This is a genomic window from Alteromonas abrolhosensis (assembly GCF_001953635.1).
In the GTDB taxonomy this organism is placed as follows: domain Bacteria; phylum Pseudomonadota; class Gammaproteobacteria; order Enterobacterales; family Alteromonadaceae; genus Alteromonas; species Alteromonas abrolhosensis.
On the sequence record NZ_MEJH01000002.1, the window covers coordinates 15,194 to 36,149 of the forward strand.

Annotated in this window: 20 protein-coding genes and 1 tRNA gene; 7 read left to right on the top strand and 14 right to left on the bottom strand. The window is 45.2% G+C overall.

Annotated features, from left to right (window positions below; translation table 11 throughout):
* Positions 1–3: 3 nt before the first annotated feature.
* The 6 genes from rplK to BGK61_RS00080 form a co-directional block, all read right to left on the bottom strand.
* Positions 4–432, bottom strand: a complete 429-nt coding sequence (gene rplK, locus BGK61_RS00055; RefSeq protein WP_014951043.1) for a 50S ribosomal protein L11 — start codon at positions 430–432, stop codon at positions 4–6.
* A 250-nt stretch (positions 433–682) separates the two neighbouring features.
* Complete coding sequence (gene nusG, locus BGK61_RS00060; RefSeq protein ID WP_014951044.1) at positions 683–1,234, bottom strand: transcription termination/antitermination protein NusG; 552 nt, start codon at positions 1,232–1,234, stop codon at positions 683–685.
* Positions 1,235–1,238: 4 nt separating this feature from the next.
* The gene (gene secE / locus BGK61_RS00065; protein WP_014951045.1) at positions 1,239–1,616 is read right to left on the bottom strand and encodes a preprotein translocase subunit SecE; all 378 of its coding nucleotides are present in this window, start codon (positions 1,614–1,616) and stop codon (positions 1,239–1,241) included.
* An 81-nt stretch (positions 1,617–1,697) separates the two neighbouring features.
* Positions 1,698–1,774 (bottom strand) — tRNA-Trp (locus tag BGK61_RS00070).
* 167 nt (positions 1,775–1,941) lie between these two features.
* Complete coding sequence (locus tag BGK61_RS00075; RefSeq protein ID WP_076010841.1) at positions 1,942–3,783, bottom strand: ABC transporter ATP-binding protein; 1,842 nt, start codon at positions 3,781–3,783, stop codon at positions 1,942–1,944.
* A gap of 232 nt (positions 3,784–4,015) precedes the next feature.
* Positions 4,016–4,639 (bottom strand): RraA family protein, encoded by a 624-nt coding sequence (locus tag BGK61_RS00080; RefSeq protein ID WP_076025981.1) that lies wholly within the window; start codon positions 4,637–4,639, stop codon positions 4,016–4,018.
* A 252-nt stretch (positions 4,640–4,891) separates the two neighbouring features.
* Here BGK61_RS00080 and BGK61_RS00085 point away from each other — a divergent pair, with 252 nt between their 5' ends.
* Together BGK61_RS00085 and BGK61_RS00090 are read left to right on the top strand one after the other, a co-directional pair.
* Positions 4,892–6,958: a M13 family metallopeptidase gene (locus tag BGK61_RS00085; RefSeq protein ID WP_076012487.1), complete on the top strand. Its 2,067-nt coding sequence runs from the start codon at positions 4,892–4,894 to the stop codon at positions 6,956–6,958.
* 137 nt (positions 6,959–7,095) lie between these two features.
* A complete protein-coding gene (locus BGK61_RS00090) occupies positions 7,096–7,788 on the top strand; it encodes a lysoplasmalogenase (protein ID WP_076012488.1) in 693 nt (230 codons plus the stop codon).
* Here BGK61_RS00090 and BGK61_RS00095 read toward each other — a convergent pair.
* The 5 genes from BGK61_RS00095 to BGK61_RS00115 all read right to left on the bottom strand — a co-directional run bounded on the left by BGK61_RS00095 (position 7,785) and on the right by BGK61_RS00115 (position 12,590).
* Entirely contained in the window at positions 7,785–8,183 is a 399-nt protein-coding gene (locus BGK61_RS00095) for an ACT domain-containing protein (RefSeq protein WP_076012489.1), read from the bottom strand. The genes BGK61_RS00090 and BGK61_RS00095 overlap by 4 nt on opposite strands.
* A 48-nt stretch (positions 8,184–8,231) precedes the next feature.
* Positions 8,232–9,611: an ATP-dependent RNA helicase DbpA gene (gene dbpA, locus BGK61_RS00100; RefSeq protein ID WP_076012490.1), complete on the bottom strand. Its 1,380-nt coding sequence runs from the start codon at positions 9,609–9,611 to the stop codon at positions 8,232–8,234.
* Positions 9,611–10,933, bottom strand: coding sequence for a substrate-binding periplasmic protein (locus BGK61_RS00105; RefSeq protein ID WP_076012491.1), 1,323 nt, complete (start codon positions 10,931–10,933; stop codon positions 9,611–9,613). Before BGK61_RS00105 ends, dbpA begins: the two co-directional genes overlap by 1 nt.
* A complete protein-coding gene (gene pyrC / locus BGK61_RS00110; RefSeq protein WP_076012492.1) occupies positions 10,903–11,949 on the bottom strand; it encodes a dihydroorotase in 1,047 nt (348 codons plus the stop codon). Before pyrC ends, BGK61_RS00105 begins: the two co-directional genes overlap by 31 nt.
* A gap of 98 nt (positions 11,950–12,047) precedes the next feature.
* Positions 12,048–12,590, bottom strand: a complete 543-nt coding sequence (locus BGK61_RS00115; protein WP_076012493.1) for a lipocalin family protein — start codon at positions 12,588–12,590, stop codon at positions 12,048–12,050.
* 256 nt (positions 12,591–12,846) lie between these two features.
* Between BGK61_RS00115 and BGK61_RS00120 the strand changes: the two genes are divergently transcribed.
* Entirely contained in the window at positions 12,847–13,797 is a 951-nt protein-coding gene (locus BGK61_RS00120; RefSeq protein ID WP_076012494.1) for an aldo/keto reductase, read from the top strand.
* 21 nt (positions 13,798–13,818) lie between these two features.
* Positions 13,819–14,202 carry an SMU1112c/YaeR family gloxylase I-like metalloprotein gene (gloA2, locus tag BGK61_RS00125; protein WP_076012495.1) on the top strand — a complete coding sequence of 128 codons (384 nt, stop codon included), beginning with the start codon at positions 13,819–13,821 and terminating at the stop codon, positions 14,200–14,202.
* A 77-nt stretch (positions 14,203–14,279) separates the two neighbouring features.
* Here gloA2 and BGK61_RS00130 read toward each other — a convergent pair whose 3' ends face one another.
* Positions 14,280–15,098, bottom strand: a complete 819-nt coding sequence (locus BGK61_RS00130) for a mechanosensitive ion channel family protein (protein WP_076012496.1) — start codon at positions 15,096–15,098, stop codon at positions 14,280–14,282.
* Positions 15,099–15,222: 124 nt separating this feature from the next.
* Positions 15,223–16,440, bottom strand: a complete 1,218-nt coding sequence (locus BGK61_RS00135) for an MFS transporter (protein WP_083648714.1) — start codon at positions 16,438–16,440, stop codon at positions 15,223–15,225.
* 279 nt (positions 16,441–16,719) lie between these two features.
* Between BGK61_RS00135 and BGK61_RS00140 the strand changes: the two genes are divergently transcribed.
* Both BGK61_RS00140 and BGK61_RS00145 read left to right on the top strand, forming a co-directional pair.
* A complete protein-coding gene (locus BGK61_RS00140) occupies positions 16,720–18,669 on the top strand; it encodes an amylosucrase (protein WP_076012498.1) in 1,950 nt (649 codons plus the stop codon).
* Positions 18,670–19,020: 351 nt separating this feature from the next.
* Positions 19,021–19,248 (top strand): hypothetical protein, encoded by a 228-nt coding sequence (locus BGK61_RS00145; RefSeq protein WP_076012499.1) that lies wholly within the window; start codon positions 19,021–19,023, stop codon positions 19,246–19,248.
* 84 nt (positions 19,249–19,332) lie between these two features.
* On the opposite strand, the gene folE is transcribed toward BGK61_RS00145, so the two are convergent.
* Positions 19,333–20,016, bottom strand: a complete 684-nt coding sequence (folE, locus tag BGK61_RS00150; protein WP_014999828.1) for a GTP cyclohydrolase I FolE — start codon at positions 20,014–20,016, stop codon at positions 19,333–19,335.
* A 161-nt stretch (positions 20,017–20,177) separates the two neighbouring features.
* Here folE and folM point away from each other — a divergent pair, with 161 nt between their 5' ends.
* A complete protein-coding gene (gene folM, locus BGK61_RS00155; protein WP_014999829.1) occupies positions 20,178–20,885 on the top strand; it encodes a dihydromonapterin reductase in 708 nt (235 codons plus the stop codon).
* Positions 20,886–20,956 lie beyond the last annotated feature (71 nt).

Here is a 20,956-nt window from a genome sequence, read left to right on the forward strand (position 1 = left end):
CGATTAGTCCTCTACGTTCAAGCCCATTGAGCGAGCAGAACCCGCGATAGTGCGTACCGCTGCATCTAGGTCAGCTGCAGTAAGGTCTGGCTCTTTAGTTTTAGCAATCTCTTCCAACTGAGCGCGAGTAACTTTACCCACTTTTTCAGTGTTAGGACGGCCAGAACCACTCTTGATGCCCGCTGCTTTCTTAAGCAGGTAAGACGCAGGAGGAGTCTTAGTTTCGAATGTGAAAGAGCGATCTTCGTATACAGTAATTTCTACTGGTACTGGAGCGCCTTTCTCAAGGCTTTCTGTTTTCGCGTTGAAAGCCTTACAGAATTCCATGATGTTTACACCGTGTTGACCTAGTGCAGGACCAACCGGTGGACTTGGGTTAGCAGCGCCAGCTGCAACCTGAAGCTTAATAATACCGCTTACTTTTTTAGCCATTTTACATGCTCTCTTGTTTGGGTCTAACGCCTCGCAAATACAGAGATTATTTGCTCAATCGGCTTCCCGTTTCCGTTTAAAAGGGCGCGCATTATATAAGGTGATTAATTACTATGCAAGGGCTATTTAGAATAAAAAACCATCGAAAGGTCAGTATTTTTACGCTCTCACCTTTTAACCGGAGACCTTATACAAAAAAGCCCCTTTATAAGGGGCTTCTTAAAAATGCCATACGGTAGCTTGAGTAGGCTTAGCCTTTTTCTACCTGACCAAATTCTAGGTCTACCGGTGTAGAACGACCGAAAATAAGTACCGATACTTTTACGCGGCTCTTTTCGTAGTCTACTTCTTCTACCACACCGTTGAAGTCTGCAAATGGGCCATCGATAACGCGAATAACTTCGCCTGGCTCGAACAACGTCTTTGGTCTTGGCTTATCAACGTTTTCTTCAAGACGATTTAGGATAGCGTCTGCTTCTTTCTGCGTGATTGGCATAGGGCGATCAGATGTGCCGCCGATGAAGCCAAGTACGCGAGGTACGCTTTTCACTAAGTGCCATGACTCTTCTGTCATCGCCATTTCTACCAATACGTAACCTGGGTAGAACTTGCGCTCAGACTTACGCTTTTGACCTGCACGCATTTCTACTACTTCTTCTGTTGGTACTAGTACCTGACCGAAGTAGTCTTCCATGTTGTGCATTTTGATGTATTCAAGCAGGGTCTTCTTAACGCGAGACTCGTATTGTGAATAGGCTTGAACTACGTACCATCTTTTCTTTACTGCTTCTTCTTCAGACATACGCTTATGCTCCTATTCCTGTAATAAAGCCAACTACACGAACGATGATGCCGTCTAGTCCCCATAAAATTAGTGCCATGATTAACGTCGCTGCAAGCACGATAAGTGTAGTTTGGTTTGCCTCTTGACGAGTTGGCCATACAACCTTGCGAACTTCTGTGCGAGACTCTTTAGCAAAGCTCAAGAAGGTGCTACCTTTTTCGGTAGTTGCCGCGATAAAACCAGCTATACCAACAACTACAACAATCGCGATGGCACGGTATAGCACCGAGATCTCACCGTACATTGTATTAGCGGTTACTAAACCGGCAAGTAGTGCAAAAACCACTACCCATTTAAACATGTCCAATGCATTGGACTGATTTTCCGTCTTTTCGCTCATGTTACGATCCTAGCACTACAGCGTCGTTGTTTTACGCATCTAAAAAATGCGCAACTTAAAAATTCTTAGTTTAAGTAAATTTGGCAGGGGTGGAGGGACTCGAACCCCCAACCATCGGTTTTGGAGACCGCTGTTCTACCAATTCGAACTACACCCCTGTGGTGTCTAAAAGACAAAATTTACTTACACTGCCCTTGTGAGTTGTGCGTCTTTTCTAAGGAAAGTGCGGTATCGCAAGGGAGGGACGCGTATTATACTTAACCACTTTCAAGATACAAGCGGTTTATCCATCCCATCTGCGATTGAACGCTAATTCACGCCTTACCTATTCAACACCAATAAATCCGCCTGTTTGGTGTGCCCAAAGCTTTGCATATATCCCGTTATGCGCAATAAGCTCCGCGTGGGTACCCTGCTCTACAATATTGCCCTTATCTAGAACAAGTAACCTGTCCATTTGTGCAATGGTTGACAGTCGATGCGCAATAGCCAGCACGGTTTTGCCTTCCATCACTTTATCCAGACAGGCTTGAATAGCTGCTTCAACTTCTGAATCTAGCGCTGATGTGGCTTCGTCCAGCACTAATACAGGCGCGTCTTTCAGTAACACTCGTGCAATAGCAATGCGCTGGCGCTGACCGCCTGAAAGCTTCACGCCTCGTTCACCCACGTGAGCGTCGTACCCTGTTCTACCGAGACTATCGGTAAGCGTAAGAATAAAGTCGTGCGCTTCGGCCTGTTTGGCTGCACGGATCATATCTTCTTCTGTCGCATCCGTGCGTCCGTAAAGAATGTTATCGCGTACCGAGCGATGCATCAGAGAGGTATCTTGAGTCACCATGCTGATTTTAGCACGAAGCGTCTCTTGGCCTACTTCAGTAATATCTTGGCCGTCAATAACAATACGACCACTCTGGGTATCGTAGAAACGCATCAGCAAATTGACCAGCGTCGATTTACCCGCACCAGAACGCCCTACTAAACCCACTTTTTCTCCGGGCTTAATGGCTAAATCCAAGTTGGTGAACACATCAATAGGTTTGTTGTCCGCACCCGAGTAGGAAAAATGCACATTATCGAAATTAATCCCGCCGCCATTTACCTTTAACGCATCGGCTTTTGGCTTGTCTTTTACTGCAATAGGCTGCGCTAGTGTATTCATGCCGTCTTGCACCGTGCCTAAGTTTTCGAACAAACCTGATACTTCCCACATAACCCAGTGCGACATACCGTTTAGTCGCAAACACAGACTAATAGCAATGGCGATATCGCCCGGGCTCGCGATGTTTTCCATCCACAAATACACAGATAGCGCACCAATGGTGAAAATAAGAATGGCGTTTGCCATTTCCACGCAGAATTCCAACACGGTAACCAAACGCATTTGCGGGTAAACCGTCTTAAGAAAACCATCCATACTTTCTTTTGCGTAATCCGCTTCGCGGCGACTATGTGAAAACAGCTTTACCGTTGTGATATTTGTATAGCTATCGACAATACGCCCAGTCATTAATGAGCGCGCGTCGGCTTGCTTTTGCGAGACTTCTTTTAGTTTAGGTACCAGCACCTTCAAGATACCGATATACACAAAAAACCACACGATAAGCGGCATGGCTAAGCGCCAGTCAGTGCTGAAAATAAGCACTACCATAGAGATAAAATAAACGCTGATGTACACCAGCAAATCGAGAACCTTGGTCACGGTTTCTCGTACCGATAGCGCTGTCTGCATCACCTTGGTAGCAACACGGCCGGCAAACTCGTCGTGGAAGAAGGTTAAACTTTGGCCAAGCAAATAGCGGTGAGCCTGCCATCTAATGCGCATGGGATAGTTCCCCATCAGAGACTGACGAGAAAACAGCGAGCGCAACAAAATAAATAATGGAATAAAAACGAGAACGGTTAAACCCATGCCAATGAGGGTAAATTTTTGGTCGGCTAAAAACGTGTCTCGGTTTTGATCAGAGAACCAGTCAACTAACTGCCCTAAAAAGCCGAAAAGCGCCACTTCTAATATGGCAACAATGGCACTTAGCACGGAAACAGTAAGGATTACGCCCCACATCCCTTTTGTGTAGTACTTACAAAATGCAACGATACCTGTTGGCGGTTGGGTAGGCGGCGTGTCAGGGAAAGGCTGGGTCAGCTTTTCAAAAAATGAAAACATGTAGAACTCGTTAGTTATTCAGTGACAGAGCACGTTTACGTATGCCCCAAAATGCTTACGTCACAATTCTACACGATAACTGAAAGTGTGTTGAACTTTGCGGTGCTTTTTTACCGCAAAGCTCGTTTAACATTAGTTAATATTTGGCACAGGCTGATACTTGGCGAAAATTATTATTTGGAGAAGAGCTAACATAAAACAACCCAACTATAAGCGAGTTTTCTGTCAGCTTTCACTCTGCGAAGCCCAATTTAGCGAGTATGCTTTCTACTTTTTCAACGTGTTCAGCCTGCCACTGTTCAAGTGACATAGAGCCGTCTTTCTGGGCACGTTTTTGAGCAATATCATAGGCTGCTAACGCCTCATCTTTTGGAATTACAGCAATGCCCTCTTCGTCTGCAACAATAATGTCTCCGGCGTGAACAGTTACACCTGCACAGGTAATCGGCTCATTTAACGGCGATATGCACTTTTTGGCGCCTGGCTTGGGTATAACGCCTCTGGCAAATACCGGAAATTTGTTGTCACGGGTCTCAGCGAGATCTCGTATAACACCATCAATTACGAACCCCTTAATGCCACGAGACTGGGCTATCGCGCAGACGTTACCACCCGCCACAGCGAATTCATCATCGGCTTCAACCACAATAACGTCACCGGGGCTTGCGCGATAGATGGCCGCATGCAGCATAAGATGGTCACCCGGCTCACACTTAACGGTAAATGCTGGACCCGCAATGCGTGGCATGCCTTCCCACAATGGTTTTATCGCATAGTGCATGAACTGCTCTCTTGGCAGCGCATCGGCGTACTCACAGGGTGATACGCTATCGAAAGGGATATTGTGTAAGTCCATCGCCGTTCCTTGAATGTTGTAGTGTGTGAAAAAAAAACACTATAGCGAAATTAGCCCTACAAGTTGTTACAAGCTGTGTATTTTCACTATAAACACTTTTTCTATCCCCCCCGCCATGCTAAAAATTAGTAAAAAGCGTGCACGCAATACGCCACACCATTCTTTAGAAGGGATGCACAGGTTTCGCAACGCACTAAAACAATAAGCGGCAAGCCCAAATGTTGCCCAATAAAATGAAAAGGAAAACTCCACATGTTACGTAGCGTTTTAAGCTTAAGCGTGGCACTGGCCCTAACGGCTTGTAGCCCACAAAATTCATCCACAGAACAACAGACACAGAGCGCGGCTACCGAAGAAGCTAAACAACAGCTTTCTTCAGGTGTCATTAAAGAAAATATGGATCTGTCTGTTGACCCAGGTGATGACTTTTTCCGCTACGTAAACGGCAAGTGGTTTGATAATTTTGAAATACCAGCAGATAAGTCGAGCTACGGTTCTTTCGTAATTCTTCGCGATGAAGCGCAGGATCACGTTATGGATATTATAAAATCGTCTGCCGAAGGCGACTTTAAAGCGGGAAGTGACGAGCAAAAAGTCGGTGATTTTTACCGTGCCTATATGGACATGGAGACCCGTAATGAGCTTGGTATGACACCGCTAAAGCCTGAGTTAACTAAGATTGATGCCATTGAAGACTATACCGACCTTGCTGAGTACTTTGCTTATGCAGCTCGCTATGGCTACGGTACACCGTTTAGCCTAACTCAATACCCTGACCTCAAGTCGCCGAAAGAATATTTAATGTACACGTGGCAGTCGGGTTTAGGCCTTCCTGAGCGCGAGTATTACTTTAAGGATGACGAAACATCACAAACCATTCGTGATGCCTACGTTAAGCATATCCAAACCATGTTTGAGCTGGCGGGTTTCGAAGCGCCTAAAGAAAGTGCGGATATGCTCTTCGCACTTGAGACTAAAATTGCTCAGCTACATATGAAAAAAGAGCAGGCCCGTAACTTTGCTGCCAACTATAACAAACTGACAATTGAAGAACTTAAAGCTTTGATGCCTAAGTTCGACTGGGACGCTTATCTTACTGAAGCAGACATTAGCGACATTCCTTCGCTAGGTATTTTGCAAAAAGACTACATGCAAAACATTGATGGCGTTATTGCAGAAACCTCACTGGAAGATTGGAAGACGTTTCTTAAGTGGGGCTTGTTAAATGCTTCAGCCAGCCGCTTAAATGCCGAGCTTGATGAAGCAAACTTCAATTTCTACAGCAAAGTGCTTCGCGGTGTTGAAGAGCAACAGCCACAATGGCGTCGTGCAGTAAGCCTTTCAAATGCCCACGTTGGCGAGCTTATCGGTAAGGTTTATGTTAAACAGCACTTCCCGCCTGAAGCGAAAGACCGCATGATGGAAATGGTTAATAACCTGCTGTTAGCTTACAAAGAAAGTATCGAAAATCTTGATTGGATGACAGATGAAACTCGTGCACAAGCACTAGACAAGCTGTCTAAGTTTGCCGTGAAAATTGGTTACCCAGACCAGTGGAGAGACTATTCAGCGCTGACAGTTAATGCCAGTGACCTGTTTGGAAACCTAAAGCGTTCTTCGGACGTGCTGTATGAAGAAATGCTTAAGAAACAAGGCGGCCCAGTGTGGACCCATGAATGGGGCATGACACCACAAACTGTTAATGCTTACTACAACCCTCCGCTAAACGAAATTGTATTCCCCGCGGCTATCCTTCAACCGCCGTTCTTTGACATGAACGCCGAAGACGCGGTTAACTACGGCGGTATTGGCGCGGTAATTGGTCACGAAATTGGCCATGGTTTTGATGATTCAGGGTCAACCTTCGACGGTGACGGCGTTCTGCGAAACTGGTGGACTGATGAAGATCGCGGCGAGTTTGAAGCACGCACTGCGAACTTGATTGAACAGTATAACCAGTTTGAGGTTCTGCCTGACTTGCACGTAAACGGTGAATATACCCTAGGTGAAAACATCGGCGATCTTGGCGGCATCAGCATCGCACTTAAAGCTTACCACCTATCTCTTGATGGTGAAGAAGCCCCTGAACTAGACGGTTTCACTGGCGATCAGCGTGTATTCATTGGTTACGGCCAGGTTTGGGCAAGCAAGTATCGCGAAGAAGCGTTGCGCAGCCAAGTACAAACCGATACCCATTCACCTACGAAGTTCCGCACTAACGGTGCTGTTCGCAACGTACCTGAATTCTACGAAGCGTTTAACGTGACCGAAGAAGATGCGTTGTATTTACCACCAGAAGAACGCGTGAAAATTTGGTAATTCGCGTACTCTAAAACAGTACATAGAGAGTAGCGTACATAAAATACGATAGCTAAAGCCCCATGTTTGCTTCACCAAACTGGGGCTTTTTTTGTCGTTCTGAAGTGTATGACTGAGCAGGTTCAAAAAGGCTAAATATGAATGTAAGAACAACTATTGTCTTTATCAGCTTAGCGTTGGTTTACTTGGCGACGCTGCCGCTTACCCCCTATATGGCGCAATTCTTACCCAAAGCTCTACCTATTGGGGTACTTGCAGTTTTCTCCTATATAAAACTTAGCGCCATGCCGCGATATATGGTGTTGATGGCGCTACTTTTTAGTCTTGCTGGAGATATTAGTCTGGCCTTGCCCTTTGCAGAAAGTTTTATAACAGGCCTGTCTTGCTTTTTTCTCGCGCACTTATCTTATGCCGCGTGTTTTGCCAATCTAAATCGCCACAAACCCAAAGCGCTCTCAAGCGATATTATTTCGCCCAATGTGAAATGGCTAATTAGTCTTATCATTGTTAGTTTTATGGCTGTGATGGCCGGTCATATTCTGCCTGCATCAAGTTCGCTGTTTTACCCTGTGGTAGCATACATTAGCGTAATCACACTGATGGGCTTAACCGCAGTGTGGTTAGCTCAAACCAAGCTAATCGTAACCGGTGCGTTACTTTTTGTGATATCAGATGCCATTCTCGCTCAGTCGGTTTTCAAAACCCCGCTCCCACTGTCTACCTTTTGGGTAATGACAACTTACTATGCAGCCCAATATTGCTTAACCATGGGGCTTGTTGATGCGTTTTTGAAAAGAGAGAACAGACAGGAAGAAAAGGGTCAGGCCTAGTTAGACAGCGAAGTTAAAACGTCTATCGCCAAACCGACTTTTTCAGCTGGCACAAAAATGTGGTCGTGATAATAAGCGGCCACCACGTTGGCGCTAATTCCTGCCTCACCCAGCGCGGTGGACATAGCTGCCGTCATGCCTACCGCTTCCAAACTAGAATGCACTTCACAGGTTATACAGCGGTAATAACCTTCAAACTGGAGATTAGCTTTCTCGGCTGCGGCAACCGGAAGAATAAGGGTGGTGCCCTCGCGTTCTTGAAACATCCCCTTAGCTACTGAAATTAACGCACTAGTCAATCTGTCAGCAGGCAAGGTAGTAAAAACGTAATTTTCACTACTCGCCACAGGATTCAGATTTTTCAGTAACACGCTCAAGTCAGTTTCAGCGACCACACTCACCTTCCATTGAATAACGTTAGTACTTAGATTTTAGAGCGCATATTAAAGCTTTCGGGCTCTAATACGTTTTCCTTTGATCTTTCCTTCTCTAAAGTGCGCCATGGCTTTTTTCACGCTTCGCGTTTTTACTGCGACAAAACTCATGCTGTTCTGAACTTTAATTTTACCCAAGTCGTCGCCAGGAATACCTGCATCTTTGGTAAGTGCCCCCACCAGATCGCCTGGGCGAAGCTTTTCCTTTTTACCCGCGCTTAGTGAAATACAGGTAAATTCAGGCTGAGTAATTTTGTTTTTATGAAAACGCAGGCTTTGTGCGCCTTTAAGTGGAATATCGCTTTCTTGCAATACTTCTATTTTTCGCAAAAAGTGCTCTTCGTCATCGCTGACTAGCGTTACCGCCATGCCCTGAGCGCCCGCACGTGCCGTACGACCAATGCGGTGAATATGAGTTTCCGGCTCTTCACTTACCGTGTAATTAATCACACAGGCAACATCGTCAATGTCCAGTCCTCGCGCAGCTACATCGGTAGCAACAAGTACTTGTAGCGCATCGCTGGCAAACTGCATAAGCACCGACGTACGTTGATGCTGTTCCATGTCCCCCTGAAGCCCAGCGGCACTGAAGCCATCCTCGATAAGCTCCTCAACCACTTCATTTACCTGAGTCTTGCGGTTACAAAATACAATGGCGTTTTTAGGTTGATAGTGGGTAAGTACCGCTTTAAGCGCCTGAGTACGCGTGTGCGGCAGTACGTTGTAACCCAACTGAGTGATGGCTGGTTTACTCTCTTGAGCCTCAACCTTGCAGGTTACCGGGTTGTGCAGGTACTGCTTAGCTACGCGCTCAATTTGTTCTGTAAAGGTTGCAGAAAATAACAGGGTTTGCACCTGTTTCGGCGTTTGACCGAAAATAATACGTAAATCGTCTTCAAAACCCATATCTAACATGCGATCGGCTTCATCGAGGACACGCAATTTTACATTACTTAAGTCAATTCGACGCTTTTCCACATGGTCCATTACGCGACCCGGCGTGCCCACAATAATATGAGGGCTATGTTTAAGTGACTGAATTTGCGGTCCCATAGCCTGTCCACCGCATAAGGTAGTTACTTTAATATTTCCAATGTTTTTAGCCGCTGTACGGCACTGCTGAGCCACTTGATCAGCAAGCTCTCGGGTTGGACAAAGTATGATTGCCTGCGTGGTAAAATCATTCACTTCAACGTGCTGTAAAGCAGGGATCACAAAGCACAGAGTCTTGCCGCTACCGGTTTGCGCCTGGCCGATGACATCCTTACCTTGCAGTGCCTCAGGAAGTGATTGAGCCTGTATAGGGGAGAGTTGGTAAATGCCTTGTGAGTCTAGCGCCTTTACGATGGCTGGGTTTATATCTAAATGCTTAACTGTTTCAACTGTCATTAATTTGGGTTCCAAAGGTGCACTACACCGTGTTCGGTATGATGAGCTATGCCGTATTCTTGGGACACCATCTCACTCCACGAAGAAAGCTGCTCATTAAACTTGTCGCTCATTTTCACGCCGGCCGCCGCTAACTTTAGCTTCTCTAAAACCAAAACACAGGTGTCTTTCTTTGACAGTGCTAGGTAGGCCGTTGAAATGTCGTACTTACTAGTAAGGGTTATTGTCTCACATTTAAATTGATTTGGGTTACATCCAAAATCAATTGCCCCCTGGGAGCCGAAAATAGCATCAACATCATTATTGATAAGTGCGTCAACTAACGCCTGCCATGAATCATAAGCTTTCACTTTGAAACCATGTTCTATAGCAACGTTGTAGCGGTAGTCTTCCAATAATGTCCCAACTCTATAGGTTTTCGGTACATCGGCGAAGGAATCGAAATAGGGCTTATCAATGCCGTACAGGCCGTGAAGGTTTCTTGATACTGGCGTTACCCAGTGAAATACATTTTCTCTCTCATCGGTGCGAATTACCGAAAACACCAATACGTTAGACTTGGACATCGCTTCCTTAGCAATACGTGCCCATGGTGCAGAAAGGATATTCTGCTCTAGCGTCATTTCATCTAATATGTCTCTAACTAGATCGGCTGCAATACCTTTAAGCTTCCCTCGCTCTCCCACTTCAGAAAACAACGGCACCACATCAGCAATAACCCAAAGGTTATCAGTATTCGCCTGCAGTTCGCCCACCAGACTCAACGTGCCAAGAGTGAGTAGGTTATCAGGGAAAGACGACTTAAGCTTCTCCTGCATTGCATTAGCGAGCAATGTGAAGGCGTCTGAACTCTTATATTGGGCAATAATCTCGCTCAACCGCTCTGCAATATCGGCAGAGCCTTTACTTTTAGCCAGTGCAATATAGCTCACGGCTATTGTCGTTGGCTGACTACCCGCATTTGGCGTACAACGAATACTAGCTCCACATTCAAAGGCAAATAATGGCGCTATCCAGTAGTAACTGTCCTCGTTATGCTCATCTCTTATTAAATTAATAAGCAATCGGGCGTCGCTAGGTGTGTTGTCAAGTACAGTGCTCGAAGCAGGCGTTAAGTCGATGCCATTGCTTGATAAGGCATATTTTAATATTGCCAGTGAATAAGTTTCTATGCTGCGTTTGTCAGAAGGAGAGATTGCGTTGGGTAAATCTGGGGCGTGAGCATAAGAGAGCGATTGTGCCCTACTGGATGAGTTCCATAGGGCACATAAACAGACAATAACAAATACAACTACGCTTGAAATGCCTTTTCTAACTTCCACTGCAACGTTTGCCCCGCAAAAAATGGAACCATATCGGTACCATCAGCTAAGGTTACTTGTTCTGGCACCGTCCACGACTCTTTCACTAATGTCATTGTAGTCGTATTTCGCGGTAAACCATAAAAATCTGCACCGTAATGGCTCGCAAAACCTTCAAGCTTGTCTAGTGCGCCAAGTTGTTCAAACACTTCGGCATAAAGCTCAATAGCAGACCACGCGCTATAGCAACCTGCACAGCCGCATGCGTTTTCCTTTTTATGTTTCGCATGAGGTGCTGAGTCAGTACCTAAGAAGAATTTTTTGTTACCGCTTGCCACCATATCGCGCAACGCTTTTTGATGGGTGTTTCGTTTAAGCACTGGCAGGCAATAGTTATGAGGACGTACCCCACCAACCAGTAAATCGTTACGATTTAACAATAAGTGCTGAGGAGTGATAGTTGCTCCTACAAATTCGCTGGCGCCCGCTACGAAGCTTGCCGCATCTGCTGTTGTAATGTGCTCAAACACTACTTTCAGCTTAGGGAATGCGTCAACGATAGGCCCTAAATGGGTATCAATGAACACTTTTTCGCGGTCAAAAATATCAATGTGATGTTCGGTCACTTCACCATGAATTAGCAACAATAAGCCTTGCTCTTGCATGGCTTGAAATACAGGGTATAAAGCCTGAATGCCTTTTACAGCCGCATCTGAGTTAGTAGTGGCCCCTGCAGGATATAACTTACACGCTGTAACGCCCGCTTGCTTCGCATCAACAATATCTTGAGGCGTGGTTTGGTTAGTAAGGAATAAGGTCATTAATGGCTCAAAGCTACTGCCTTTAGGTCGCGCAGCTTCAATTCGCTCTTTGTACGCCATGGCCATATCTGCATTAACCACCGGTGGTACAAGGTTTGGCATAACAATGGCGCGCTGAAAACAACGTGCGGTTGCAGGCACTGTTTCATCTAGCATTTCGTCGTCGCGAAAGTGAAGGTGCCAATCGTCTGGCGTAGTAATGGTGAGCGTTTGCATGCCTTATCTCTCTTAGTACTTATTCAAACAGAGGGGAAGATGCGCGCAATAATAGCACAATTCCCATTTAGCGCGCAGAACAACTCGCTCGAAAGTGCCTACAAATTCTCTTGGCCGTGCTCTACCCAAATAAGCTTGCTAACGTCGTACCCGGCCGATCTTGCTTTTTCTAACAGACCTGTGCGCACTTCTTCTGAAATCGAAGGTGTTCGCGCTAAAATCCAAAGGTAGTCTTTATCTGGGCCCGTTATCAGAGCATATTGATAGCCCTCTTTATCTAGCTCCATAATTACATAGCTGGCATAAAATGGCCCAAAGAACGATACCTTCAGATGCCCTGTCGTTTCAGACTCTACAAAATACGCTTTGCCTTCGGCTTCATCCCACGTATTTTCTTCTTTGGAGAAACCACGATTAATTACCTTAACCCCTCCGTCATCGCGCATGCTGTACGTGGCGGTAACTTCGCTTAAGCCTTCTTCAAAGCTATGGTCAAAGCGTGCTATTTCATACCATTTGCCTAAGTATCGAGGAAGTTCAAACCCTTCAACCGGCGCAACCTTGTCAGGCACGCCTGTGCAGCCAATCAGGCTTACACACACCACACTCGCCATAACTAATGAAACGAACTTCGTAAACATACGCCCTTTTTCCTTCGCAATGAGCTTTCTCAAAAGCCTAGATGTTAATTTAAATACGTGCCTGTAAGGCAAATAATGATCTCTATCATTTCGTTCAAACCATAAACTATCTGGCCAAGCTGATAGTCGATAGTAAAAATATACTCACCTAATCAGACTTTTATTATCGCGCTGACCATATTACAGTGCTTTGAAAAATAGCCTCGAACTAATGCAGGCCCTGCACACTCGCTATTCTCAACAGGGAGAAAATTACATGAATGCACACTTTCCACACGCAAGCCGCTTAATTTATGGATGCATGGGCTTAGGTGGCGGTTGGAATGACGAACCGGCAACCAAAGCCGATGTTAGCCAAGCAAGAAGCATAATAGACACTGTGTTGGACTTAGATATTAACGTGTTTGACCATGCTGATATTTATACATTTGGCAAAGCCGAAACTGTCTTTGGTGAAGCGCTTAAACAAGCACCCGAATTAAAAGACAAAATGATTATCCAGTCTAAGTGTGCAATACGATTTGAGGACGATTTAGGACCAAAGCGTTACGACTTTTCAGCGAATCACATCCACACGTCCGTTGAAGGTATTCTCTCACGGTTAGGCATAGAGCACCTTGATATACTGCTACTGCACCGCCCAGACCCACTTATGGAATTAGACGAAGTAGCAGGCACGCTGCAGTTGCTTCAGCAACAAGGAAAAATAAAGCATGTAGGTGTGTCAAACATGCATGGCCACCAAATTAACTATCTGCAGTCGGCGCTTTCCACACCTATTGTTGCTAACCAGCTTGAAATGAGCCTTGGGTTTAGAGACTGGTTAGAAGACGGCATTACAACCAATAGTGCTGCAAATCGCGGTTCAGGCTATGCGCCCGGCACACTAGAGTACTGCATGATGAATAACGTGCAGCTACAGGCATGGGGAAGCTTGGCGCAAGGTAGATACACGGGCTCAAAAGTTGAAGATAGTAAAGACCGCGCAACTGCAGATTTAGTGGCTCAACTTGCCAGTGAGTATCAAACTACGCCTGAAGCCATTGTGTTGGCTTGGCTGATGCGACATCCTGCCAATATTGCGCCTGTTTTAGGCAGTACCAATGTCGAAAGAATTAAGGCAAGCCAAAAGGCAGAAGAAATTCACTTAAGCCGCGAGCACTGGTATGCGTTATTCGAGGCTGCTCGCGGTCAAGAGATGCCTTAGGCATAGAAAAGGAATATTAGTATGCTAAAAGGCTTTCATCACATTGCTATAATTTGTAGTGATTACCAGCGCTCGAAGTCGTTTTACACCGATATACTGGGCTTCTCGATTATTGATGAAAATTACCGAGAAGCCAGAGACTCTTACAAGTGTGACCTTGCGTTACCTGACGGTAGTCAGATTGAGCTTTTTTCGTTCCCGGGGGCACCGCAAAGGCCGTCACGTCCAGAAGCACAAGGGCTTAGACACCTAGCATTTAAAGTAGATAACCTAGATGAGATGGTGAACCACCTGACGAATAAGCGGGTGGAATGCGAGCCGGTGAGAACCGATGAATACACCGGCAAACGCTTTACGTTTTTCCAAGACCCTGACGGGTTACCTTTAGAGCTATACGAAATCTAAAAATCGCGTAGTTGTAAAAGAAAAATGCCGAATAAGAGGTGTCTTATTCGGCATTTTTATCATAGCGATACAAACTCTTATTGGTCGAGCATCCTGACTTCCCGCTGCGGGAATGGTATTTCAATATTATGCTGCTGCAGCGCATTAAAAATGGCTTGGTTTAGTGCGTAGCGCACTTCGAAATGCCTTACGGCTGGCGCCCAAACTCGAATACCAAAGTTAATACTGCTGTCACCAAAATTATCAACGCCAATGGCCGGTGATTTTTCTTCGCTAACCCCATCTACCGTTTCAACAGCCTTACGAATTACATTAATTACCTCATCGACCTTACTTGAATAGGCAACGCCAATCTCTAGCTCAATTAGCATGTTCTCTGCAGAGTTATGCAAGATTTCGCCTACTATCAACTTGTTAGGTATTTGAATGTGAACGTTATCTTCGTCGATAAGAATGGTATAGGGAAGCATGACCTGATCGACCACTCCCGCGACTCCACGAACACGAATCGTGTCGCCTACAACAAAAGGCCGGGTAATAATAATGGTAAAGCCAGCCGCGTAATTCGCCAGCATGCCTTGAATTGCTAGACCTGCGCCCAAGCCAACGGCACCTACTGCAGCTATGAGTGGTGTTACGCTAATTCCCACATTTCCTAGCGCAATAATGATGACAATCCCCAGCACCACCAATTTGCACGCACCGCCAGTGAAACGGCTTAGCGTAATATCGATGTTTCTGCTCACCATTAGGTTTTCAACCATGTGGCCTATTTTATTGGCCACCCACCAGCCAAGCAGGAAAATAATGATGGCGCCTACAATTTGGAAACTGTAGGTCACTGCAAATTCTACAAGGGTGTCGTAAAGAGCTTGCGCTTGTTTTAATTCATCCATGGAACGTTATTAGATTTATAGGCTGATGTGAATAAACGAAGCTTAAACAACAACGTGAGGAAAAACCAGTGCCGAGAGCTAGCCCGGCACGTTAGTGTTATATTGTAAAATGCGAACGCGGCGTTTAGTTAGCGTATTCGCTTGCCTCAATTTCAGCTAAGCGTTCTTTGGTAGGATTCTTTATATAGTTGTACACCAAGCCAACAAAGAGTACAGCAGCAAAGCCGGTGGCAACCATAAAACCATATTTGGCGTCGCCTCCGTTAGCGTCACTCACCAACCCCATGATGAAAGGCCCAGCCGCGGCGCCAGCTGCGGTAAAGAATAAGATCACTCCCGCTACACTTCCATGCTGATGTTTAGGGAAACAGCTTATGCCTTTTGAGTTGAAGGTAGGATAAATGACCGACATGAAAATGCCCGTTAACGGGAACAAGAATAAGGCGAGTTGCTTTCCGCCCCACAAACCAAGACCGAAGCACAATACAATAGCACCGGTGAACACCATCAGAACCAATGCCCAGTTGAAGTGAGACATCATCCAAATACCGACGAAACGCCCAGCTGCGCGCAGGATAAAGAATGCCGTTACCGAATATATGGCCAAGGTTTGAGAGAAGCCTTCAGCATAACAATCATAGGTCGCTTTGAGCGTAGTCGCGTCGCACACTAAATAACTCGGCATCCACACATAAATGGCGCTTTCTGCCGCAACATATAAGAACGCGCCAATTGAGAATCCTAAAGCGTATGGGTTTTTCACTAGGCGTAGGCTCTGCGCTATCGATACTTTCTTATCGCCAGAGTTCGTATCGCGAGAATAAGCAGGGTATTTAACAAGCAATGCACCAATGATAAGAAGCGTACAAACTCCACCAGCAATTACGTAAAGCCACTGCCATGCCACCCCTTGGTGAATAAGATAGGCAACGATAAGAGGCCCAATAATTGCGCCCACGCCGAAGAACGCTTCGGCGCCATTCATGGTGGCTGTGTGTTGTTTAGTTGATGTTGAAATATCACCAATGAGTGCAAGGGCACCTGTTTTAAAAATGCCTACCGCAACGCCAGACAAGCTCATTAAGCTAACAATTAACATAAAGTCGTTAGCAATCAGGAAGCTGTAGCAGGCAAGGCCAAACAAAGCCAAGCCAATGATAATAGTAGGCTTGCGACCTAACTTATCTGCCAAGAAACCTAGGAACAGACCCGATAAGGCAATGCCTAACATCGGTAGTGAATGCATTAAGCTAGCTTGAGCATTAGTGACTGAAAACGCCACTTTCACTTCTTTGATTATCTCGCCAACCGAGTCTGACGTCATCGCAAACATCATAAACATTAAATAGGTCAGCCATCTGATAATTCTGCTACTAGGATCATGATTGGGCATAGTCTGTCTCACAAGCACGGTAGGAAGGGCTTTATTCCACTCTTCTAAACTTCACAAAAACGCGTGGATCATTCTACGCATTCAGTAGGTCAAAAATAACGATGTAATTAACTTGATAAATAAGCTTAATCGTTTAAGATAAAAGTTAACAGAATTTAAAAAGCCTGTAAACCTGTTAATTAGGATAGGTTGTATGACGCGTCTAAGCGTCGCACTTTGGAGTTATCTATGAGCTATGCTGCTGACAGTGGTGTATGTTTAGACCGAATCTTGGCATCTACCGATTTATCTGGCCTAAGCAAGAAAGATGCAACAACCTTTACGCGTCGATTGAAGGCACATTTCCCTCGCCTTTTTGACAGATATACCCATGTTTACGGGCACCAGTATGATTGCTACTTTCATTTACAAAAACTGGTTGAAATATTAAGAGACGGGGTAAAAAACCGCAAACCCGCTCTTAAAAAACTCGACAATGAAAGACTAAAAAACCCGCTTTGGTATCGCGATGAACAACAAGTCGGCATGGCTTGTTACGTTGACCTGATGGGCCCCACTCTGAATGACTTGCATGACAAAATCCCCTACTTCAAGTCTTTAGGTGTTACCTATGTGCACTTAATGCCGTTATACGACGCACCTAAAGGCGATAGCGACGGCGGGTATGCTGTGTCGGATTATCGCAAGGTAAACCCAACGCTAGGCACGGTGAAAGATTTGGAGAAGCTTGCTTCAGCACTACAGAACGAAGGAATAAATCTCGTTCTCGATTTCGTGTTCAATCATACCTCCGATGAGCATGCGTGGGCGAAAGCGGCGTTAGCCGGTGAGAAGCAGTATCAAAATTACTATTACCTTTTTGATGACAGAACCATTCCCGATCAATACGAACATACTTTAAGAGAAATATTCCCTCAGGTAAGAAGAGGAAGCTTTACCTTTAATGAACAGCTTGAAAAATGGGTATGGACAACATTTAACAGCTTTCAATGGGATTTGAATTACAGTAACCCTGAGGTGTTCAACGCTATAACGTCTGAAATGCTGTTTCTCGCCAACATAGGAAGCGCTGCTTTGCGCCTAGATGCGTTGGCCTTTATTTGGAAAGAACTTGGCACTAACTGCGAAAATCAGGAAAAGGCCCACATACTCATTCAAGCGTTTAACTGTTGCTTACAAATCGTAGCGCCTGCCGTGGTATTTAAGTCAGAAGCCATCGTACACCCTGACGAAGTACTTAAGTACATCGACAAAGATGAGTGTCAGCTATCCTACAACCCTTTGCTAATGGCACTGTTATGGAATTCGCTAGCCACGCGTAAAACCCGTTTGCTTACTCACTCAATGAAGAAGAGCTTTTCTATATCGGAAAACTGCACTTGGGTTAACTACGTGCGATGCCACGACGATATAGGGTGGACGTTCGACGACGCAGTAGCCAACGAACTCGGCATAAACGCTTTCGATCACCGCTATTTTCTTAATCAATTTTATACCGGTCGTTTTGAAGGAAGTTTTGCTAACGGCGTACCGTTCGCCGAAAACCCTTCAAATGGAGACTGTCGTGTGTGTGGTTCGCTGGCTTCTCTGTGCGGGCTAGAAGGAGCATTAAAAGCTAACGATTTAAAAGGCATTGACGATGCTGTGAAGCGAATGATGCTACTTTACGGTATTACCTTTAGCATCGGCGGCATTCCACTTCTTTACTCAAGCGACGAAGTGGGCAAGCTTAATGACTACAGCTATCGCTTTGATGAATCCAAAAAGCACGATGATAGATGGGTACACCGTATCGCCGTTACCGACGCAGATACAGAGTTGGCGCTAGGAAACACTTCACCTTCCAACGCTACAGAGGCCACAAGCCTTCGCGTATTTAACGAGTTGCGCAAAATGATAGGGATAAGACAGCAACACGCTATATTCGGGCAATCTACCACCCAAATTTTAGATACAGATAATCACCATTGCTTTGCTTTTGTTCGAGAAAATTCAGAGGGTCACAAGTTACTTGTAATATGTAACTTCAGCGAACATTCTCAGTCAACTCAACGTAGCCTTTTGGCAACACTCAAAGGCGCATCAAGCCAAGATTTGTTAACCGGTGAGACTATTGAAATGAATGACTCGCCGCTATTGCTTAAGCCTTTCCAACAAATGTGGCTTCTTGCTAACTAACGCTTAGATATTTACTGAGCTTTGCTAACCGCTTCATGAAAAGGCGGTTAGCAACTTATCAATGGCTAGTCGTCGACATAATTGCCTTTACACCCAGCGGCTTATCAAATAAGTCATCTTTTCACAGGCACTGAATTAAATACCCACTATACTTTTAATAGTGATTAGATATTTCACTGGCTTTTCGCTTAACGCCGTAAGCTATGTGTTTTTTTAACCGGCTTACAAACTGATAGAAGCGAATACGGCACTGTTCCTGTTGTGTGTGGTTTAGTTCTTGCTTCAAGTTGAAACAAAACCCAACGCTTATACATAGCAGGTTTCGACTTAGGTCATACGGATGTGTTCAACATGGTAACGGATAAAACGATGCAAAGTGATAGTGCTTTGGAATACATGTGCCCCTACTGCGGCGCAATAAATGCCTTCCAGCTAGAAACGGTTCGCGATATGTATCACGAACAACATGAATCTTGTAGGTGCTGTAACAAAGTGCTTAGTTTAACTGCAGCCGACGGTATTGGAGGCAGTATCAATCTTATTGTAGATACTTTAGAGACCGAGTTAGTCATTAAGTAAAAACGCATAGACAGAACAACAAAAAAAGCCGCTTCAAAGAGCGGCTTTTTGCATTCTTAAACAGATTAATTTAATGGCGTCTGACTAGCGAAAAAACTCTCGTTTCAATTCACTGTCCGTGAGGAATCGCCCACCGAGCGCTGACGTTTTCGTATATGAGTTAGTATCACGAATCCCTCTCGCCTTTACGCAATAATGTGTTGCGTTAATGCTCACCGCCACGTCTTCTGTGTTCGTCAACGTCTGCAGCGCCACTAACACTTGCTGAGTTAAGCGCTCTTGTACTTGCGGACGTTGAGCAAAGAACCCTACAAGACGATTGATTTTTGAAAGCCCAATAACCGTGTCTTTCGGAATGTAAGAAACGGTCGCCGTGCCATCAATAGTCACAAAGTGATGTTCGCAAGTACTAGTAAGACTGATATCAGACACTTGTACAGGCTGGTCAATCTGCATTTTATTTTCAATGGCAGTAATCTTAGGAAACTTGCGATAATCTAATCCACCGAAAATTTCGTTTACGTACATTTTAGCAATACGCGTAGGCGTATCGCATAAACTGTCATCAGTTAGATCAAGGCCAAGCGTATCCATTACATCACGCATAGCGCTTTCAATTCGCTTGCGCTTTTGCTCGTCAGAAAGACCATTATCGACCATTGGAGTTTCTAACCCCTTTGCCTCTAATGCTTCTCGTACACGTTGTGCTGGCTCTGATATAGAGGGGTCTAGTGCATCGCGCACAATTACCGCTTCTTTTGCTAACATTACTTTATCCGTTATTACTTCTTTTTTGATCTTCTACGAGCTTTACTTCGTTACAGATCGATTAATCGGCAACATGACTTTTATTTAATGTCATTGCTACCTACTGTGCATTTGGCACAAAATAATAAAACTGTTTCCGTTCACGTAAGAAGGACATCACCTTGAATTCACCTGTGCTTATAACAGGCGCAAGTCAGCGTTTAGGCTTGGCAATGGCCGATAATTTACTTGACCAAGGCCATCACGTTGTCGTTACGTATCGCACGCCTCGCCCAAGTATCACAATGCTCAAAGATAAGGGCGCAACAGTTTTACAGGCGGATTTTAGCACTGAGGCGGCTATTGATCGAGCAATTGATGAGATTAAGGCAATCAGTAAAACCTATCGAGCGGTGATCCATAACGCGTCAGATTGGGCGCAAGAAAAAGATAATAGCAACACGCATAGTCTGATTGCGCGCATGATGATGATTCATGCCATCGCCCCGTACCGCATAAATTTAGCACTCGAAAAAGCCCTTTGTGATTGTGAAGTGCAGTCTGACATTATCCATATGACTGATTACGTTCAGGAAACAGGCAGTGAGAAGCACATGGCTTACGCTGCAAGTAAGGCAGCGCTTCACAACCTGACCCTATCGTTTGCCAAGAAGCTAGCACCGAAGGTGAAAGTAAATAGCATTGCTCCGGCTTTGCTAATGTTCAATGAGGGTGATGATGATGCGTACAAGCAAAAGGCGATAAAAAAGTCATTGCTTGAACTCGTTCCTGGGGCGCAAGAGGCTGTCAAAGCTATGAACTACTTACTTGATAGCGACTACATGACTGGGCAGACGCTTCATTTAAATGGCGGGCGGCATCTAAAATAAGGGCTGCCCACTTTAATTACCTTTGCCCATCCTGATGGTTATAAGTAATCGTCACCGCCAATTAATTTCAT